This is a genomic window from Photorhabdus temperata (assembly GCF_025384845.1).
Classification (GTDB): domain Bacteria; phylum Pseudomonadota; class Gammaproteobacteria; order Enterobacterales; family Enterobacteriaceae; genus Photorhabdus; species Photorhabdus temperata.
Genome location: NZ_JAJAFX010000001.1, coordinates 1 through 13,131, shown reverse-complemented (window position 1 = coordinate 13,131; position 13,131 = coordinate 1). Strand labels below are relative to the sequence as shown.

The following is a 13,131-nucleotide window of genomic DNA, read 5'->3' as shown; positions in this document are numbered from 1 at the left end:
CCGCTAGATACATGACACTGGCAGCTGTTTAAAAAATTCCTTCGCAGCGACCAAATCATTAGCAATTTGCTGCTTGAGTGCATCAAGGGAAGCAAACCGCTGCTCATTACGCAGTTTTTTGCGTAACACCACATCAATATGACGCCCATACAGATCCATTTGGGTATCAATCAGATGTACTTCAAGTTGTTGGCCCTGACCAGAGACGGTTGGACGTGTACCAATATTGGCAACACCCGGTAAAGGCTTATCTCCCAGGCCATAGACTTCAACGACATAAACGCCTTGTACAGGAGCGACTAAACGTTTTAATGGCAAATTAGCTGTTGGAAAGCCAATAGTACTCCCCAGCCGTCTACCATGAACGACCCGGCCACAAATACTATATGGATGTCCCAATAATGTTTCAGCTAATACCAAATCATCATCTTGCAGTGCCTGACGGATAACGGTGCTGCTGATCCGCAAACCACTGTCACAAAAACTTTCGCTGTTGGTCACGTCAAAACCGTATGTTTCACCGGCTTGCTGTAGAAAGGCAAAGTCACCACTGCGGGATTTGCCAAAACGAAAGTCATCTCCTACCGCCAGAAACTTAACACCCAATTTTTCCACGAGCAACCGCGAAACAAAGGCTTCTGGCGTATTTGCCGCAAAATTCCTGTCAAATTTCACACATAATAAATAATCCACTCCATACCGGGCGAGATATTTAGCTTTATCCCTCAATCTCGTCAAACGGGCTGGAGCATTATCCCTGGCAAAAACTTCCAAGGGTTGTGGTTCAAAAATCATAACCGTTACCGGTAAACCCAGACGCTGCCCTTCGCGTTTTAAGTGCTTCAGTAGTGCCTGATGGCCTCTGTGGACGCCATCAAAATTACCAATCGTCAGCACGCAACCATGGTGACGCGCCCGGATATTACGTATACCGCGAATTAGCTCCATAGCTGGCTCAATACCCTGGAAATTGCCAAATTATACCTTGTACAAAGCGCAAGGTTAACCCACCATCATAAGATGGCTAAAATTAATAACCCTGATTCATACAACAAAAACGGGCAGGAATCCCGAAAAATATTTATTTTATTTCTCATCAGGACTATTCAATGAGATTTTTATTGTGAAAGACTGTATTCCAGCTAACTAAGCTGATAAAATCCTGCGCCATCACAACGTAACAAGTGCCGCAGTACAACGGCGCTTATTTGCACAAATCCATTGACAAAAGAAGGCTGAACAGGCATATTCCTCGGCCTTTGAATTGTCCTCGATAGAATATATTTGGGAGTTGGACCTTGGCTAATATCAAATCAGCTAAGAAACGCGCCATTCAGTCTGAAAAACGTCGTCAGCACAACGCTAGCCGTCGTTCTATGGTGCGTACCTTCATCAAGAAGGTCTATGCTGCTATCGCCACTGGCGATAAAGAATCTGCACAGAAAGCATTTAATGACATGCAACCTATTGTCGATCGTCACGCCTGTAAAGGTCTGATCCACAAAAATAAAGCAGCACGTCATAAATCTAATCTGGCAGCTCAAATCAACGCAATGTAATAATTTGCGTTTAGATTACTGAAAAACCGGCTTTCGCCGGTTTTTTTGTTGTTTGCGATTATTATCAATTATTTTTTAAGTCCGCTTCTTAGATGGCGCATTAAACAACGCGGAAAAATCTTTATTACACACGCGCTGAACCGCCGGATGTTGAATCATTCGTTCAGCAAAAATCACATAATACTCTTCCTGCACTGCATCCAGCCGACCAATTTCAGCAATATCATTGTCAGCAAAAATATCATTGGTATACAAAGACGGCGCAACGAAAATCGCATTATGATACATACCAAACGCTTTCATTAATGCGGCATCATCAAATTCACCCAGAACTTCAACCTGAAGATTTTTATTACGAATCCAGGTCAACAGTTTACGCCCTAACATAGAGCGACGTCCTGGTACCAACAGGCGACGTTCCTCTAAACATTCTGGGAAAGGCTTTTCCGGAACAGGTTGCCGGCAGAAGAAACTGACATTGCATTCACCCAGTTTTACCGAGAACAACCCTTCCTGCTGGGAAGAATCCACCGGGCAATCAGACAGTATCATATCGAGTTTGTGCTGACTAAGTTGCTCAAGCAGCAATTCATGGGTTGATTCAAAACAGCGCAGATGGATCTGCTCATGTTCCACCACCGCGGTTTCCAATACCTGGCTAACCAGACGTTTGGATAATGCATCAGCAACACCAACATCAAACAACAGGTTGGATTCACGGCTGTAGTTAACAATATCCAGCATCTCCTGACTCAGCATAAACATCTTATCCGCATAGCGGAAGATAAGCTGTCCCAGTTCTGATGGCACCAGACCCCGTCCTTGGCGTTTGAACAGCTTTCCGCCTAAACGCTCCTCCAGTGCTTTTATTTGCCCTGTAATCGTCTGCGGCGTCAGATAAAGCGCTTCTGCCGCCCCAACCACAGATCCTTCCTTGCAAACATGCCAGAAATAATAGAGATGATTAAAATTCAGATGTGACACCCGCATATGTTTTTCCTTGTGTATCGCTTTCGTCTGATAACCAACGCCAGCCATACATTCCTAATTTACCGTTGTACGGCGATTTCCTGTTTTTTCGCTACATAAAATATCCGCGATACAATGTTATTGTTGTACCGCGAGTACAAAAATGAGAGTCAGTTCGGAAATTCTTTCTGAGACTATCAGGCTAAATTAATTAATTTATCACGGCTCTGCCATCACTTTTTCTTTGGTAAGACCATTCGTAACAAGCCATAACCAATTAACGCGGCAGTTGTTGAACCAATCAGAATTCCCAGACGAGAATAGGTACTGAAAAATTCACCTGCGCCTTCAAAAGCCAATCCTGAAATAAAGATGGACATGGTAAAGCCAATCCCACAAAGCACCGAAACAGCAAATATCTGTTTAAGACTAATCTGTTGTGGCAATTTAGCAAATCCTATCTTGATGGAAATATAGCTGAACAGGAAAATTCCCAATGGCTTACCAAGAAACAGAGCCGTCGCAATGCCCAGCGGTAACATATCAGTCAAACCATTCAGTGTAACTCCACTCAGGATCACACCGGCATTGGCAAATGCAAATAACGGCAAAATAAGATACGCCACCCAAGGATGTAATCCATGTTCAAGTGATTCAGAGGGAGAATGACCACTCCGGCAACGCAGAGGAATAAGAAAACCAACGATGACGCCGGCCAGCGTTGCATGAACGCCCGATTTCAGAATACAGACCCAAAGAATTGCGCCAACAGCCAAATAAGCCGATGTTTTTTCGACACCACGCCAATTCATCCAAGCCAATGCAGCAATCATTGCTGCCGATAATCCAAGCGCGACAAGGGAAACTGTTTTGGTATAAAACAGAGCGATGATCACAATAACACCCAGATCATCAATAATCGCTAATGCCAGCAGAAAAACCTTAAGTTCTGTTGGTACCCGTTTAGCCAATAGCGCCATCACACCCAGAGCAAATGCGATATCTGTTGCCGCAGGAATAGCCCATCCCTGACGGGTAAACTCATCACTGCCATTAAATAGCAGATAAATCAATGCTGGAGCGACCATACCACCAATCGCCGCTATCACGGGAAATACCGCTTTATCACGCCCCGCTAAAGAACCTTCCAGCAGCTCACGCTTAACTTCCAAACCAACAATCAAAAAGAAGACAGCCATCAAGCCGTCATTAATCCACAATAATAAAGATTTATTTATTTCCAATGCAGAAAATTGTACTGCCACCGGAATGTTAAGAAATTGCTGATAAATACCCTGTAATGGCGAATTCGCCATTATCAGCGCAATAATGGCCGCAATGATAAGAAGAAGCCCGCCAGCCGCTTCTAATTTCAGGAATTGACGAATAATTGCAGTCACGATGATTAACCTCTGAAATTGATCGGGTTATAAATAGTACTCCAACTATAATTTCGAAAAAAATCGATTTTATAGCCAGAATAATTCGTTATAACCGATCTATTGATGATCTACATCTCAATAAAAGTAGATTATCAACCAGAGGGAACTGTTAAATGAATTTGAGCAATAGAGTTGTAATGGCAGCTACCGCACCAATAAGGCAGGAGGCGACGACAATCGGATACCATATGGCCTCACGGTTTATCTTTGTTGTTTCCGCCATTAATTTTGCTATTTCAGCATGAATTTTTTCGAGTTCAGCAGTAGTCATTTCATTAATGCTTATCGTTCTTCTTTATCAGGGATGCCAAGCTGTGGTCATTCCTCAACCTTATATATTCCACAATAAAAACTAGCCCCTTCAAGACTGGTTGTCAATATGAATTGTTTGATTTTTTATCGCAAAATATTCGTGTTCTACATGAACTCATATTACTTAAAATATATTAAGAAAATTATTAATATATATAAATCACCAAAAATTAATACTTATTAACAATTAGCAAACAATCCTTAAACGCTATAACTGATTTTTTCTCAGTAGAAGTTATTTCACAATATTCTTCGCTATTGGTGATAATAATTGGCGATATTAATTGAATCCGATTTTCTTGAAGAAAAAAGATATCAAAATTAACTAATATATCACCGGCAACCACAGTCTGGCCTTCCATAACTTGCAAATTAAATCCCTTTCCTTGTAAATCTACAGTTTCAATACCAATATGAATCAATAATTCAACTCCTTGTTCGGAAATCAAACCAATAGCATGTCCAGTTGGAGTAATCATTGAAACCTTACCATTAAAAGGTGCTTTCACCACCCCTTCGGTAGGAATAATAGCAACACCATCACCAATAATTTTTTCAGAAAAAGTGTCGTCAGGTACGCTTGAAAGAGGTTTAATTTCACCCGTCATAGGAGAAAGTAATGTGAGTTTTTTAGTTTTCGAAGAATATAGATTTTTTAATACCATAGAATCAGTATTAGATTCTAATTTCATTAATAACGTGAGTATAAACGCAACTAAGAAACTACTGCAAATCCCAAATAAAATAAAAAGAAAATTATTGCTATCTTTTTGCATATAAAAAGGGAGTGATACCAATCCTGGAATACTAAAAGCAAATATTTTTATAGAAAAAATACCCACAATAGCCCCACCAACTGCTCCACCAATTAACGAAGCATAAAAAGATTTTCTTAATTTAAGAGTAATACCATACATTGCAGGTTCAGTTACCCCTAAAAAAGCAGAAAATGAGGCTGAATATGCTAATGATTTCATCTGCCTATCTTTAATTTTAATTGCAACCGCCAATGTAGCACCGGCTTGTGCAATATTACTGACGAAGCTGATTGGTAACAACATAAAATCATATCCGAGAGATTTAAAGTTAGCAAAAACACTCGGTAAAAAAGCATAATGCATTCCAGTAATGACCAAAACAGGTATCAGCCCTCCCAGTAATAATCCCGCAAATGGTCCAACTACAGAAAATAATTCTAAGATCACCTTCTCAAGATACAGGCCAATTGTATTCCCCAATGGCGCAGCAATAATTAATAAAATCGGCACAGAAATCAATAAGACTAACAATGGCGTAAATATTATTTTTAATACCGTTGGAATAAATCTATCTACCCATCTATGGATATAACTAAGCAACCAAACACCTAAAATAATTGGAATAGCAGTGTAGCTATAATGAATAGCTGGAACAGAGATACCAAACACATCAAGATATCCACCATCGGAGGCGCTGATAAGATCAGATAATGTTGGATAAATTAAAATACATGCTAATGTTGCTGCAATAAATTCGTTAGTTTTAAATTTTCTTGCCGCCGAAAAGGCAAGAAGAACAGGCAAAAAATACAGAGGTGCATCAGAAAGAATATATAATAATTTATACTCATTACTCTCCGCTGAAACCCAGTTCATCATATAGAAGAAAATCAATCCGCCTTTCAGTAATCCAGCGCCAACTATCACCGGCAATATAGGAACAAATATACCTGAAATTATATCAAAAACATGACTTACCCGGCTTTCATTTTGGTCATCATAGCTACCTTCACTTTCTTTTAATTGCTTAATTATTTCACTAAATATTTCAATAACTCTATTGCCAATAATTATTTGCAACTGTCCACTGTGGAAACGCGCCCCCATAACCCCATGCATTTTCTTTATCTCGGCAATATCTACTTTACTATCATCTATAACATTAAAACGCAATCTGGTAACACAATGCCAACTTTTATTTATATTCCCCCTTCCCCCAAGAAATATAATAATATCTTTCGCAAAGTCTTCATAATTCATTTTTACCACCCAAATCTAATCTATTGTCAAAAATAACCAAACCACATAAGTCTATTTATCTCATATTGTTTAAATTAATACCTGTCTACACGCCTGTTTGGCGATTCACTTGCTATTAATCTCTGGCCTTATAACTATCATTGACCACCCGTTCTATATGAATCACCAAATAAATCAGTTCATCATCGGGAACTTTCCACTGATATTTTTCTCGCAGATACTTTATTAATTTCACTGCACAGTTGTAACTTTTGAAATACTTTTCCTCTATCAATTCTTGCAATGAAAAATCCATTTCAATAGCAGACGAGTGCTCATTTTTATTTTGCCTGATTAAGAAATAGCGCAGATGAGTAATAAAACGAGAATAATTTACTGACGTTGAATCAAGGTTAACATGAAAATAGTAGTGAATGAGCTTAACGGTTTTATTAATCAAATTCGTTAATTTTAATGTATCTCCCATCGATTGCCCTTCATATTGAGCATTAACAAAATGCAAGGCAATCAATGAAGCTTCTATCGGCGGTAATGGCATTTCAATCTGGTTATTAATATGAATAAGCGCCTGTTTACCAATTTCATATTCTAACGGATAAAGATGAGGAATCTCCCACTGCAAAACATTACCAATCTGATATCCTTTGCTCACACGCTCAAATGCGAAGTTTAAATGTTCTGACAAAGTAATGAGTAATGAATCGTTAAGCGGCTTGGCAAGAAAATCTTTACCTAATGTGATAATTATCTCAGTTAGCTCTATAACTGAAACAGGGATAGTAGAAAGGATCTGATTTATCTTATAGTGTTTTTCGACAGTAAAAACCTTTGCAACATCTTGAATATGCAGCCGATCCCCTTTTTTCCGATTAAATCCTATGCCCTTATCCATAAGAATCATTTCATTATTATGCTCATCAATAGCAAGAACGACATTATTATTTATGAGTTTTATTATCGTTAACAAAAAATATACCTTACAGGATAAACCATTATCAGCACTAACCTACAGAATAGGTGAAATATATCCGTGACCTGGTTGTACCTGATCGAGTCAGTGACACTCCTGTACACTATATTCATTATGTCATCTTTCAGGCTAAGACATAATTTTTATAAAGTCAATGACACAACAACATCCCCAACTGACCAATCACATTTTTACCAAAATTACAGCTAATAGCTTGCAAGTATGATAAAGAGCAACTAATTTCTAAATATTGATCTAGGCTTGTTACCGACTTAGTTGCGACTGACGTCGGGCAAAACCTAATCCATTATCTACGATGCCCCTATTCCAGGGCTATTAGACGGTGGGTTAGGTTTTTTTTTGACTTAAATTCGGCCTTTCGCTGTTTTCAACTTAATTCAAAGAAGGGGAAGTCTAATGAGGTACGAAAGTCTGGCTGATCAGATAGTCAGCACAATCGGTGGGAAAGAGAATATATCCAGCCTTGTCCATTGTGCTACACGTTTACGATTTAAACTTAAAGATAGAAGTTTAGCTGACAGCGAATTACTCAAGCAGACGGCAGAAATTATCACCGTAGTAGAGAGTGGTGGGCAATATCAGGTGGTTATTGGTAGCCATGTAGGCGATGTCTACGATGATATTAATAATAAATACTTACAGGATAATGAGGAAAAAACCGAGAATAAACAAAGTGTAACCTCACATCAAGGGGTAAAAAAAGAGAATACAAAAGGTCTAAAACGTATTTTCGATGGAGCAATTGATATTATTTCCAGTATTTTTACACCCCTATTGGGTGTGCTAGTTGCTGCCGGATTGATTAAAGGAATAATCGCTTTATCCAACGTGTTTAATTGGATGAGTATAGACAGTGGTACCTATAAAATTTTATTCGCTACCGGCGATGCAATGCTTTATTTCATGCCTATTTTATTAGGGTATACCGCCGGTAAGCGGTTTGGCGGAAACCCTTTTATTACTATGGTTATTGGGGCGGTATTAACTTATCCAACCATGACCGAAGCATTTAAACTTTCGCAAGCAACGCCAGACATTCACTTAAATTTCCTGGGTATTCCCATTACTTTCATTAATTACAGCTCGACAGTTGTTCCTATCATTTTATCAGCATGGTTTAGCTGCTTTCTGGAGAAGAAACTCAATAATTGGTTTCATTCCTCTTTCAAAGTATTTATTACGCCTTTCCTGTGCCTGTTGATTACCGTTCCTTTGACTTTTCTGGTCATTGGCCCTGTAGCAACAGAACTCAGTAATGGTCTGGCGGCAGGATATCTCTTTTTCTATCAATTAAACCCAGTCATTGCAGGGATCCTGATGGGAGCAATATGGCAAGTTTGTGTCATTTTCGGTCTGCACTGGGGGCTCATACCAATAATAATCAATAATATGATGACACAGGGAAAAGATATGCTCTCCCCACTGCTCCAGCCGGCAATATTTGGTCAGGCAGGTGCAACACTGGGCGTATTTTTACGTACACGTGATAAAAATATGAAAACGTTATCAGGAACTGCACTGATATCCAGTCTGTTTGGCATTACTGAGCCGTCTATTTATGGTGTGACACTGCCACTGAAACGTCCATTTATTATCGGTTGTATTGGTGGTGCACTTGGTGGTGCTGTTGTCGGCTTCTATTCTGGGACAGCACATAACTTCGGTGGTATGGGTGTCTTTGCGTTTACCTCATTTATTTCCCCGGCTGGAATAGACAACGCTTTCTGGGGTGTAATTTTAGGTTCACTGGGTTCATTCATTTTCTCTTGTATTGCAACCTATTTATTCGGTGTACCGTCAGAGACTAAAGCATATCCCGCACAACAAATTAATTTAAACGCTGATAAAACGTGCCGTATTAAGACAATATCTTCCAAGTTTAACGAGTAATAAAAGAGAGGAAAACCATGAAAAAACAATTTCCAGCAGACTTCCTTTGGGGAGGCGCATTAGCTGCAAATCAGGCCGAAGGCGCTTATCAAACAGGTGGAAAAGGGTTATCAACCTCAGATATACAACCCCACGGCGTTATTTGCCCCAGTATAGAACGCAATTTGGGTGATTTCCATATCAAGGATATTGGTATTGATTTTTACCATCGTTATCCTGACGATATTGCGCTGTTTGCTGAAATGGGATTTAAATGCCTGAGAACCTCTATCGCCTGGACACGCATATTTCCCGAAGGAGATGAGGAAACACCGAACGAAAATGGCCTGGCCTTTTATGATCGCCTTTTTGACGAAATGAGAAAATATCATATTCAGCCATTAATTACGCTTTCTCATTTTGAAATGCCTTATAGTTTAGTAAAAAAATACGGCGGTTGGGGAAATCGTAAGATAATTGAATTTTTTGACCGTTATGCCAGAACTGTCTTTGAGCGTTACAAACATAAAGTAAAATATTGGCTGACATTCAATGAAATTAACATGTCCTTATTTTCTTGCTTTACTGGCTCAGGCTTATCGGAAAACAGTAAAATTCAGGACATTTATCAGGCGCTACACCATCAGCTCGTTGCCAGTGCCAAAGCGGTTAAAGCCTGCCATAAAATTATTCCCGATGCAAAAATTGGTAATATGGTAGCGGCAATATCTCACTACCCATTAACTTGTCATCCTGATGATGTATTAGAATCATTGAAAAAGAATAGGGAATGGCTGTTCTTTTTTGACGTACAGGCTCGTGGGTATTATCCATCCTATATGACACGCCTGTTTAAAGAGCAGAATATTACACTCGATATAACAGATGAAGATACACAAATACTCAAAGAAACCGTCGATTTCCTTTCTTTCAGTTACTACATGAGCTGTTGTGCAACGACAGATCCGGAAATAACAAAAAACACAGGAAATCTGATTAATCCGGTGAAAAATCCTTATTTATCCAGTTCAGAATGGGGATGGCAAATAGATCCTCAGGGTCTTCGTTATCTGCTTAATATGCTATATGACCGTTACCAGAAGCCACTGTTTATTGTAGAAAACGGTTTGGGTGCCAGAGATATTATTCAAGACGATGGCACTATTATTGATGATTATCGTATTCAATATCTCAACGATCATTTATTCCAGGTACGGGAAGCCATTGAAGATGGTGTTCAGTTATTAGGATATACCTCATGGGGGCCAATAGATTTGGTCAGCGCCTCTACAGCAGAAATGTCAAAACGATACGGGTTTATTTATGTCGATCGTGATGACCAGGGCAATGGCACACTGGAACGGCGACGTAAGAAAAGTTTTAGCTGGTATAAAGATGTTATAAGCAGTCACGGAAATATTCTTAAAGCCCCGGAGGTAAAAAATGAAAATAGCCAATAAATTTCTTTTATTAACGCTGTCGCTTATTCTTCTTCATAGCAATACAGTTGCAGCGACAAAAAGTGATTGTCACTCATATGATGCCCTTTTACCAAGAGGTCCGGAAACACCTTCGGTTTCATCCGCCTGCGATACCGTATTTCCTGAATGGGGCGGTCTCAGAAAAGAGATGGCAGATCATGGTTTTTATGCAAATATCCAAATGTTAACAAATCTAACCTATGATGTTTCAAGAAACTGGAAAAATACGTCTAATCCTAACTATGTAGGCCAACGCTTAACCACCGGTAATATGTTTATTACAGAACTGACCTATGATTTATCGCGGATTGGTTTCACTGATAAGGCACAATTACGTGTAGGTCTAAACTATGCCTACAATAACTTTAAAAATAATGGTCAAGATGGGCATCCTTTTATCTCCGCTTTTTCCATTAACCAACCTTTATTTAATGATCGGGTGATATTGAATTACGGCTACACAACACTGCTCTCTCATTTCTATGGATTGTTTTTCGGTAGCAGTACCGCGTCATCTGCCCTGGGGCCAACCAGTGTGATGTTGTCCCAGGCCGGTCTGCCCAGTACAAAACCGAGTCCATCGATAGATATTCGGTTTTTATCGGAAAATAAACGTTGGTATGACCATATTGGCGTTGCCAGAAGTCAAAGCTCGGAAGGTTTAAGAGCGGACTCAAAATACAATACTTATGGTCTGCGCTGGAAACTTCCCAGTGCGGGTACGTTAGTCATCAATGAATTAGCAAAAACCGCCGTAAACCCTCGTCCAGTGCGGACGGGGATATCAGGCGAAAAGCCCAGAGGGCTTTCAGACCGCTGACAAACCTCGTTGAAAATAACGGGGTTTGTTCCTTTCATTGTGAATCATAATGCCATCCATTTTCCTCATTAAGCCAATTTAATCGCCCGACAAAGCGTTATTTTCGCTTCTCCTGCAATGAAATGCTCGCTCTCCAGAGATAAAAACAACAAAGCATTGCGACCAGCAATGCTATCTTCTTGATATTTTGGGCTGTGGCTGCCAAAAGACACTGTATTTGCACTTTCTGCAACCCACGAAAACGGGCATAGCGGTGCCCGTGATGTTGCTTCGCATCTGCAAAACTACGCTCTATCGTCTCCTTTCGCCGCTTGTAGGTTTTTTTACCCCACTCCGTTAGCCGGTTTTCCCTGGCCTGCTCTTTACTGTCCTCCCAGACATGACGGGTTATCTTTTTGCCCCCTTTGGCCTGCGTACAGGATGCGCGTTTTGGGCAATACTGGCAGATATTCGCCGCGGCCTGATAATGCCGGTATCCCTCTCGGCTGGTTGTTTTATAAATCAATTTTTCGCCCTGAGGGCACACATAGCAGTCCTCCTGCTTGTCATAGGTAAAATGTTTTTTCTGGAAGACGTTCGACCCCTTATTCGGACGGCGGTAACCGATTATCGGCATGACACCTAACTGTTCCGTTAAGTAACAAACCGGGGCCGTAAAATAGCCCGCATCCAACCCAACCGCGAGGGGATTGAGGGCAAAACGCTCTAACTGACGCGTCAAGCGCTTGATAAAAGGCTGGCTATCGTGGACATTACCCGGTGTGGCGTAGGTATCGGTGATAATACCGACTTGCCCATCCACGGTACGGTGGTTAAGGTAAAAGAACCCCCTGGGTTTGTTGGTCCGGTGCATAAACCCGCTTTCCGGATCAGTGGTACTGACCTTCGTCTTTCTCTGCCGTTCCTTTAGGGCTGGCTTCAGGCTTTTTTTCCGGCTGCCGCCCGGTCTTCAGTGACGGCTTTATCCAGTGCATCAAAATAGGCGCCGGGGGGAACCGGCCGCATGACATTCTCCGATTTATGCGGATTGGCACTGGCTTTCAGGTGGGTGCTGTCGGTATAGAGTACGCGTCCGCCCACGAATCCTTTGGCCATCGCCTGTTCAACAATGTGGTCAAAAATCTGCTGGAAGACCGCGGTATGATTGAAACGGCGGCGGCGGTTCTGACTCAGGGTTGAGGCATCAGGGACCTTCTCTGTCAGTCCGAGGCGCAGAAACCAGCGGTAAGCCACATTAACCTGAATTTCCTGAACCAGACGGCGTTCACTGGGGACGCCAAACAAGTAGCCGAGTCACATCATTTTAATCAGCATGACCGGATCGATAGCAGGACGGCCATTATTGTGGCAATACAAAGGGGCGACTAATTCGCGGATAAATTCGAAATCAATGGCGGCATCGACTTGACGGACCAAATGATTTTTAGGCACCAGCTCGTCAAGCGAGAGCGTTTCTGGCGGGAAAGTCTGGAGAGGGGGTGTTCTTAACATGGCGGCAAGCTCCGTTGAGTGAACGGAACTTAATTAAAACAAAGTGCCGGATAAAAAACCAGCACTTTGTCAATAATCTGAAAGCCCAGAGGGCTTTAGGGCTGGCGACTCCGACGTCTCCTGACTGAATTGATATCTGCCGGTAAAACAGGCTAAAATGAATGCACTTTATCAATGAG

The 13,131-nt window shown here is 40.9% G+C and carries 10 protein-coding genes and 1 pseudogene; 4 read left to right on the top strand and 7 right to left on the bottom strand.

From position 1 onward, the window contains the following. Window positions 1–3 precede the first annotated feature (3 nt). Window positions 4–948 carry a bifunctional riboflavin kinase/FAD synthetase gene (ribF, locus tag LGZ99_RS00055; protein WP_021326155.1) on the bottom strand — a complete coding sequence of 315 codons (945 nt, stop codon included), beginning with the start codon at window positions 946–948 and terminating at the stop codon, window positions 4–6. Between the two features lie 350 nt (window positions 949–1,298). Here ribF and rpsT point away from each other — a divergent pair, with 350 nt between their 5' ends. Continuing rightward, window positions 1,299–1,559 carry a 30S ribosomal protein S20 gene (gene rpsT / locus LGZ99_RS00050; protein ID WP_021326156.1) on the top strand — a complete coding sequence of 87 codons (261 nt, stop codon included), beginning with the start codon at window positions 1,299–1,301 and terminating at the stop codon, window positions 1,557–1,559. A 75-nt stretch (window positions 1,560–1,634) separates the two neighbouring features. Here rpsT and nhaR read toward each other — a convergent pair whose 3' ends face one another. The 5 genes from nhaR to LGZ99_RS00025 all read right to left on the bottom strand — a co-directional run bounded on the left by nhaR (window position 1,635) and on the right by LGZ99_RS00025 (window position 7,267). Further along, the gene (gene nhaR / locus LGZ99_RS00045; protein ID WP_021326157.1) at window positions 1,635–2,549 is read right to left on the bottom strand and encodes a transcriptional activator NhaR; all 915 of its coding nucleotides are present in this window, start codon (window positions 2,547–2,549) and stop codon (window positions 1,635–1,637) included. 212 nt (window positions 2,550–2,761) lie between these two features. Beyond that, window positions 2,762–3,928: a Na+/H+ antiporter NhaA gene (nhaA, locus tag LGZ99_RS00040; RefSeq protein WP_036839073.1), complete on the bottom strand. Its 1,167-nt coding sequence runs from the start codon at window positions 3,926–3,928 to the stop codon at window positions 2,762–2,764. A 151-nt stretch (window positions 3,929–4,079) separates the two neighbouring features. Beyond that, window positions 4,080–4,241 carry a hypothetical protein gene (locus LGZ99_RS00035; protein WP_023044307.1) on the bottom strand — a complete coding sequence of 54 codons (162 nt, stop codon included), beginning with the start codon at window positions 4,239–4,241 and terminating at the stop codon, window positions 4,080–4,082. Window positions 4,242–4,452: 211 nt separating this feature from the next. Further along, complete coding sequence (locus LGZ99_RS00030) at window positions 4,453–6,300, bottom strand: beta-glucoside-specific PTS transporter subunit IIABC (RefSeq protein WP_036839076.1); 1,848 nt, start codon at window positions 6,298–6,300, stop codon at window positions 4,453–4,455. Between the two features lie 115 nt (window positions 6,301–6,415). Next, window positions 6,416–7,267 carry a PRD domain-containing protein gene (locus tag LGZ99_RS00025; RefSeq protein ID WP_023044305.1) on the bottom strand — a complete coding sequence of 284 codons (852 nt, stop codon included), beginning with the start codon at window positions 7,265–7,267 and terminating at the stop codon, window positions 6,416–6,418. 420 nt (window positions 7,268–7,687) lie between these two features. Between LGZ99_RS00025 and LGZ99_RS00020 the strand changes: the two genes are divergently transcribed. From LGZ99_RS00020 to LGZ99_RS00010, 3 genes are read left to right on the top strand one after another with little or no spacing between them, the layout of a single operon-like run. Then, a complete protein-coding gene (locus LGZ99_RS00020) occupies window positions 7,688–9,181 on the top strand; it encodes a PTS transporter subunit EIIC (protein ID WP_262978770.1) in 1,494 nt (497 codons plus the stop codon). 17 nt (window positions 9,182–9,198) lie between these two features. Further along, window positions 9,199–10,620: a glycoside hydrolase family 1 protein gene (locus LGZ99_RS00015; RefSeq protein ID WP_262978769.1), complete on the top strand. Its 1,422-nt coding sequence runs from the start codon at window positions 9,199–9,201 to the stop codon at window positions 10,618–10,620. Then, window positions 10,604–11,461, top strand: a complete 858-nt coding sequence (locus tag LGZ99_RS00010; RefSeq protein WP_021326162.1) for a hypothetical protein — start codon at window positions 10,604–10,606, stop codon at window positions 11,459–11,461. The genes LGZ99_RS00015 and LGZ99_RS00010 overlap by 17 nt, the downstream gene beginning before the upstream one ends. Before the next feature lie 97 nt (window positions 11,462–11,558). Here the strand turns inward: LGZ99_RS00010 and LGZ99_RS00005 are convergent. Then, window positions 11,559–12,952, bottom strand: a pseudogene (locus LGZ99_RS00005) (IS1182 family transposase). Window positions 12,953–13,131: the final 179 nt, after the last annotated feature.

What these genes read in the sequence shown, in the direction of transcription:
- ribF (WP_021326155.1), bottom strand. Translation starts at nt 948, where the DNA reads ATGGAGCTAATTCGCGGTATACGTAATATCCGGGCGCGTCACCATGGT.
- nhaR (WP_021326157.1), bottom strand. Translation starts at nt 2,549, where the DNA reads ATGCGGGTGTCACATCTGAATTTTAATCATCTCTATTATTTCTGGCAT.
- LGZ99_RS00035 (WP_023044307.1), bottom strand. Translation starts at nt 4,241, where the DNA reads ATGACTACTGCTGAACTCGAAAAAATTCATGCTGAAATAGCAAAATTA.
- LGZ99_RS00030 (WP_036839076.1), bottom strand. Translation starts at nt 6,300, where the DNA reads ATGAATTATGAAGACTTTGCGAAAGATATTATTATATTTCTTGGGGGA.
- LGZ99_RS00020 (WP_262978770.1), top strand. Translation starts at nt 7,688, where the DNA reads ATGAGGTACGAAAGTCTGGCTGATCAGATAGTCAGCACAATCGGTGGG.
- LGZ99_RS00015 (WP_262978769.1), top strand. Translation starts at nt 9,199, where the DNA reads ATGAAAAAACAATTTCCAGCAGACTTCCTTTGGGGAGGCGCATTAGCT.
- LGZ99_RS00010 (WP_021326162.1), top strand. Translation starts at nt 10,604, where the DNA reads ATGAAAATAGCCAATAAATTTCTTTTATTAACGCTGTCGCTTATTCTT.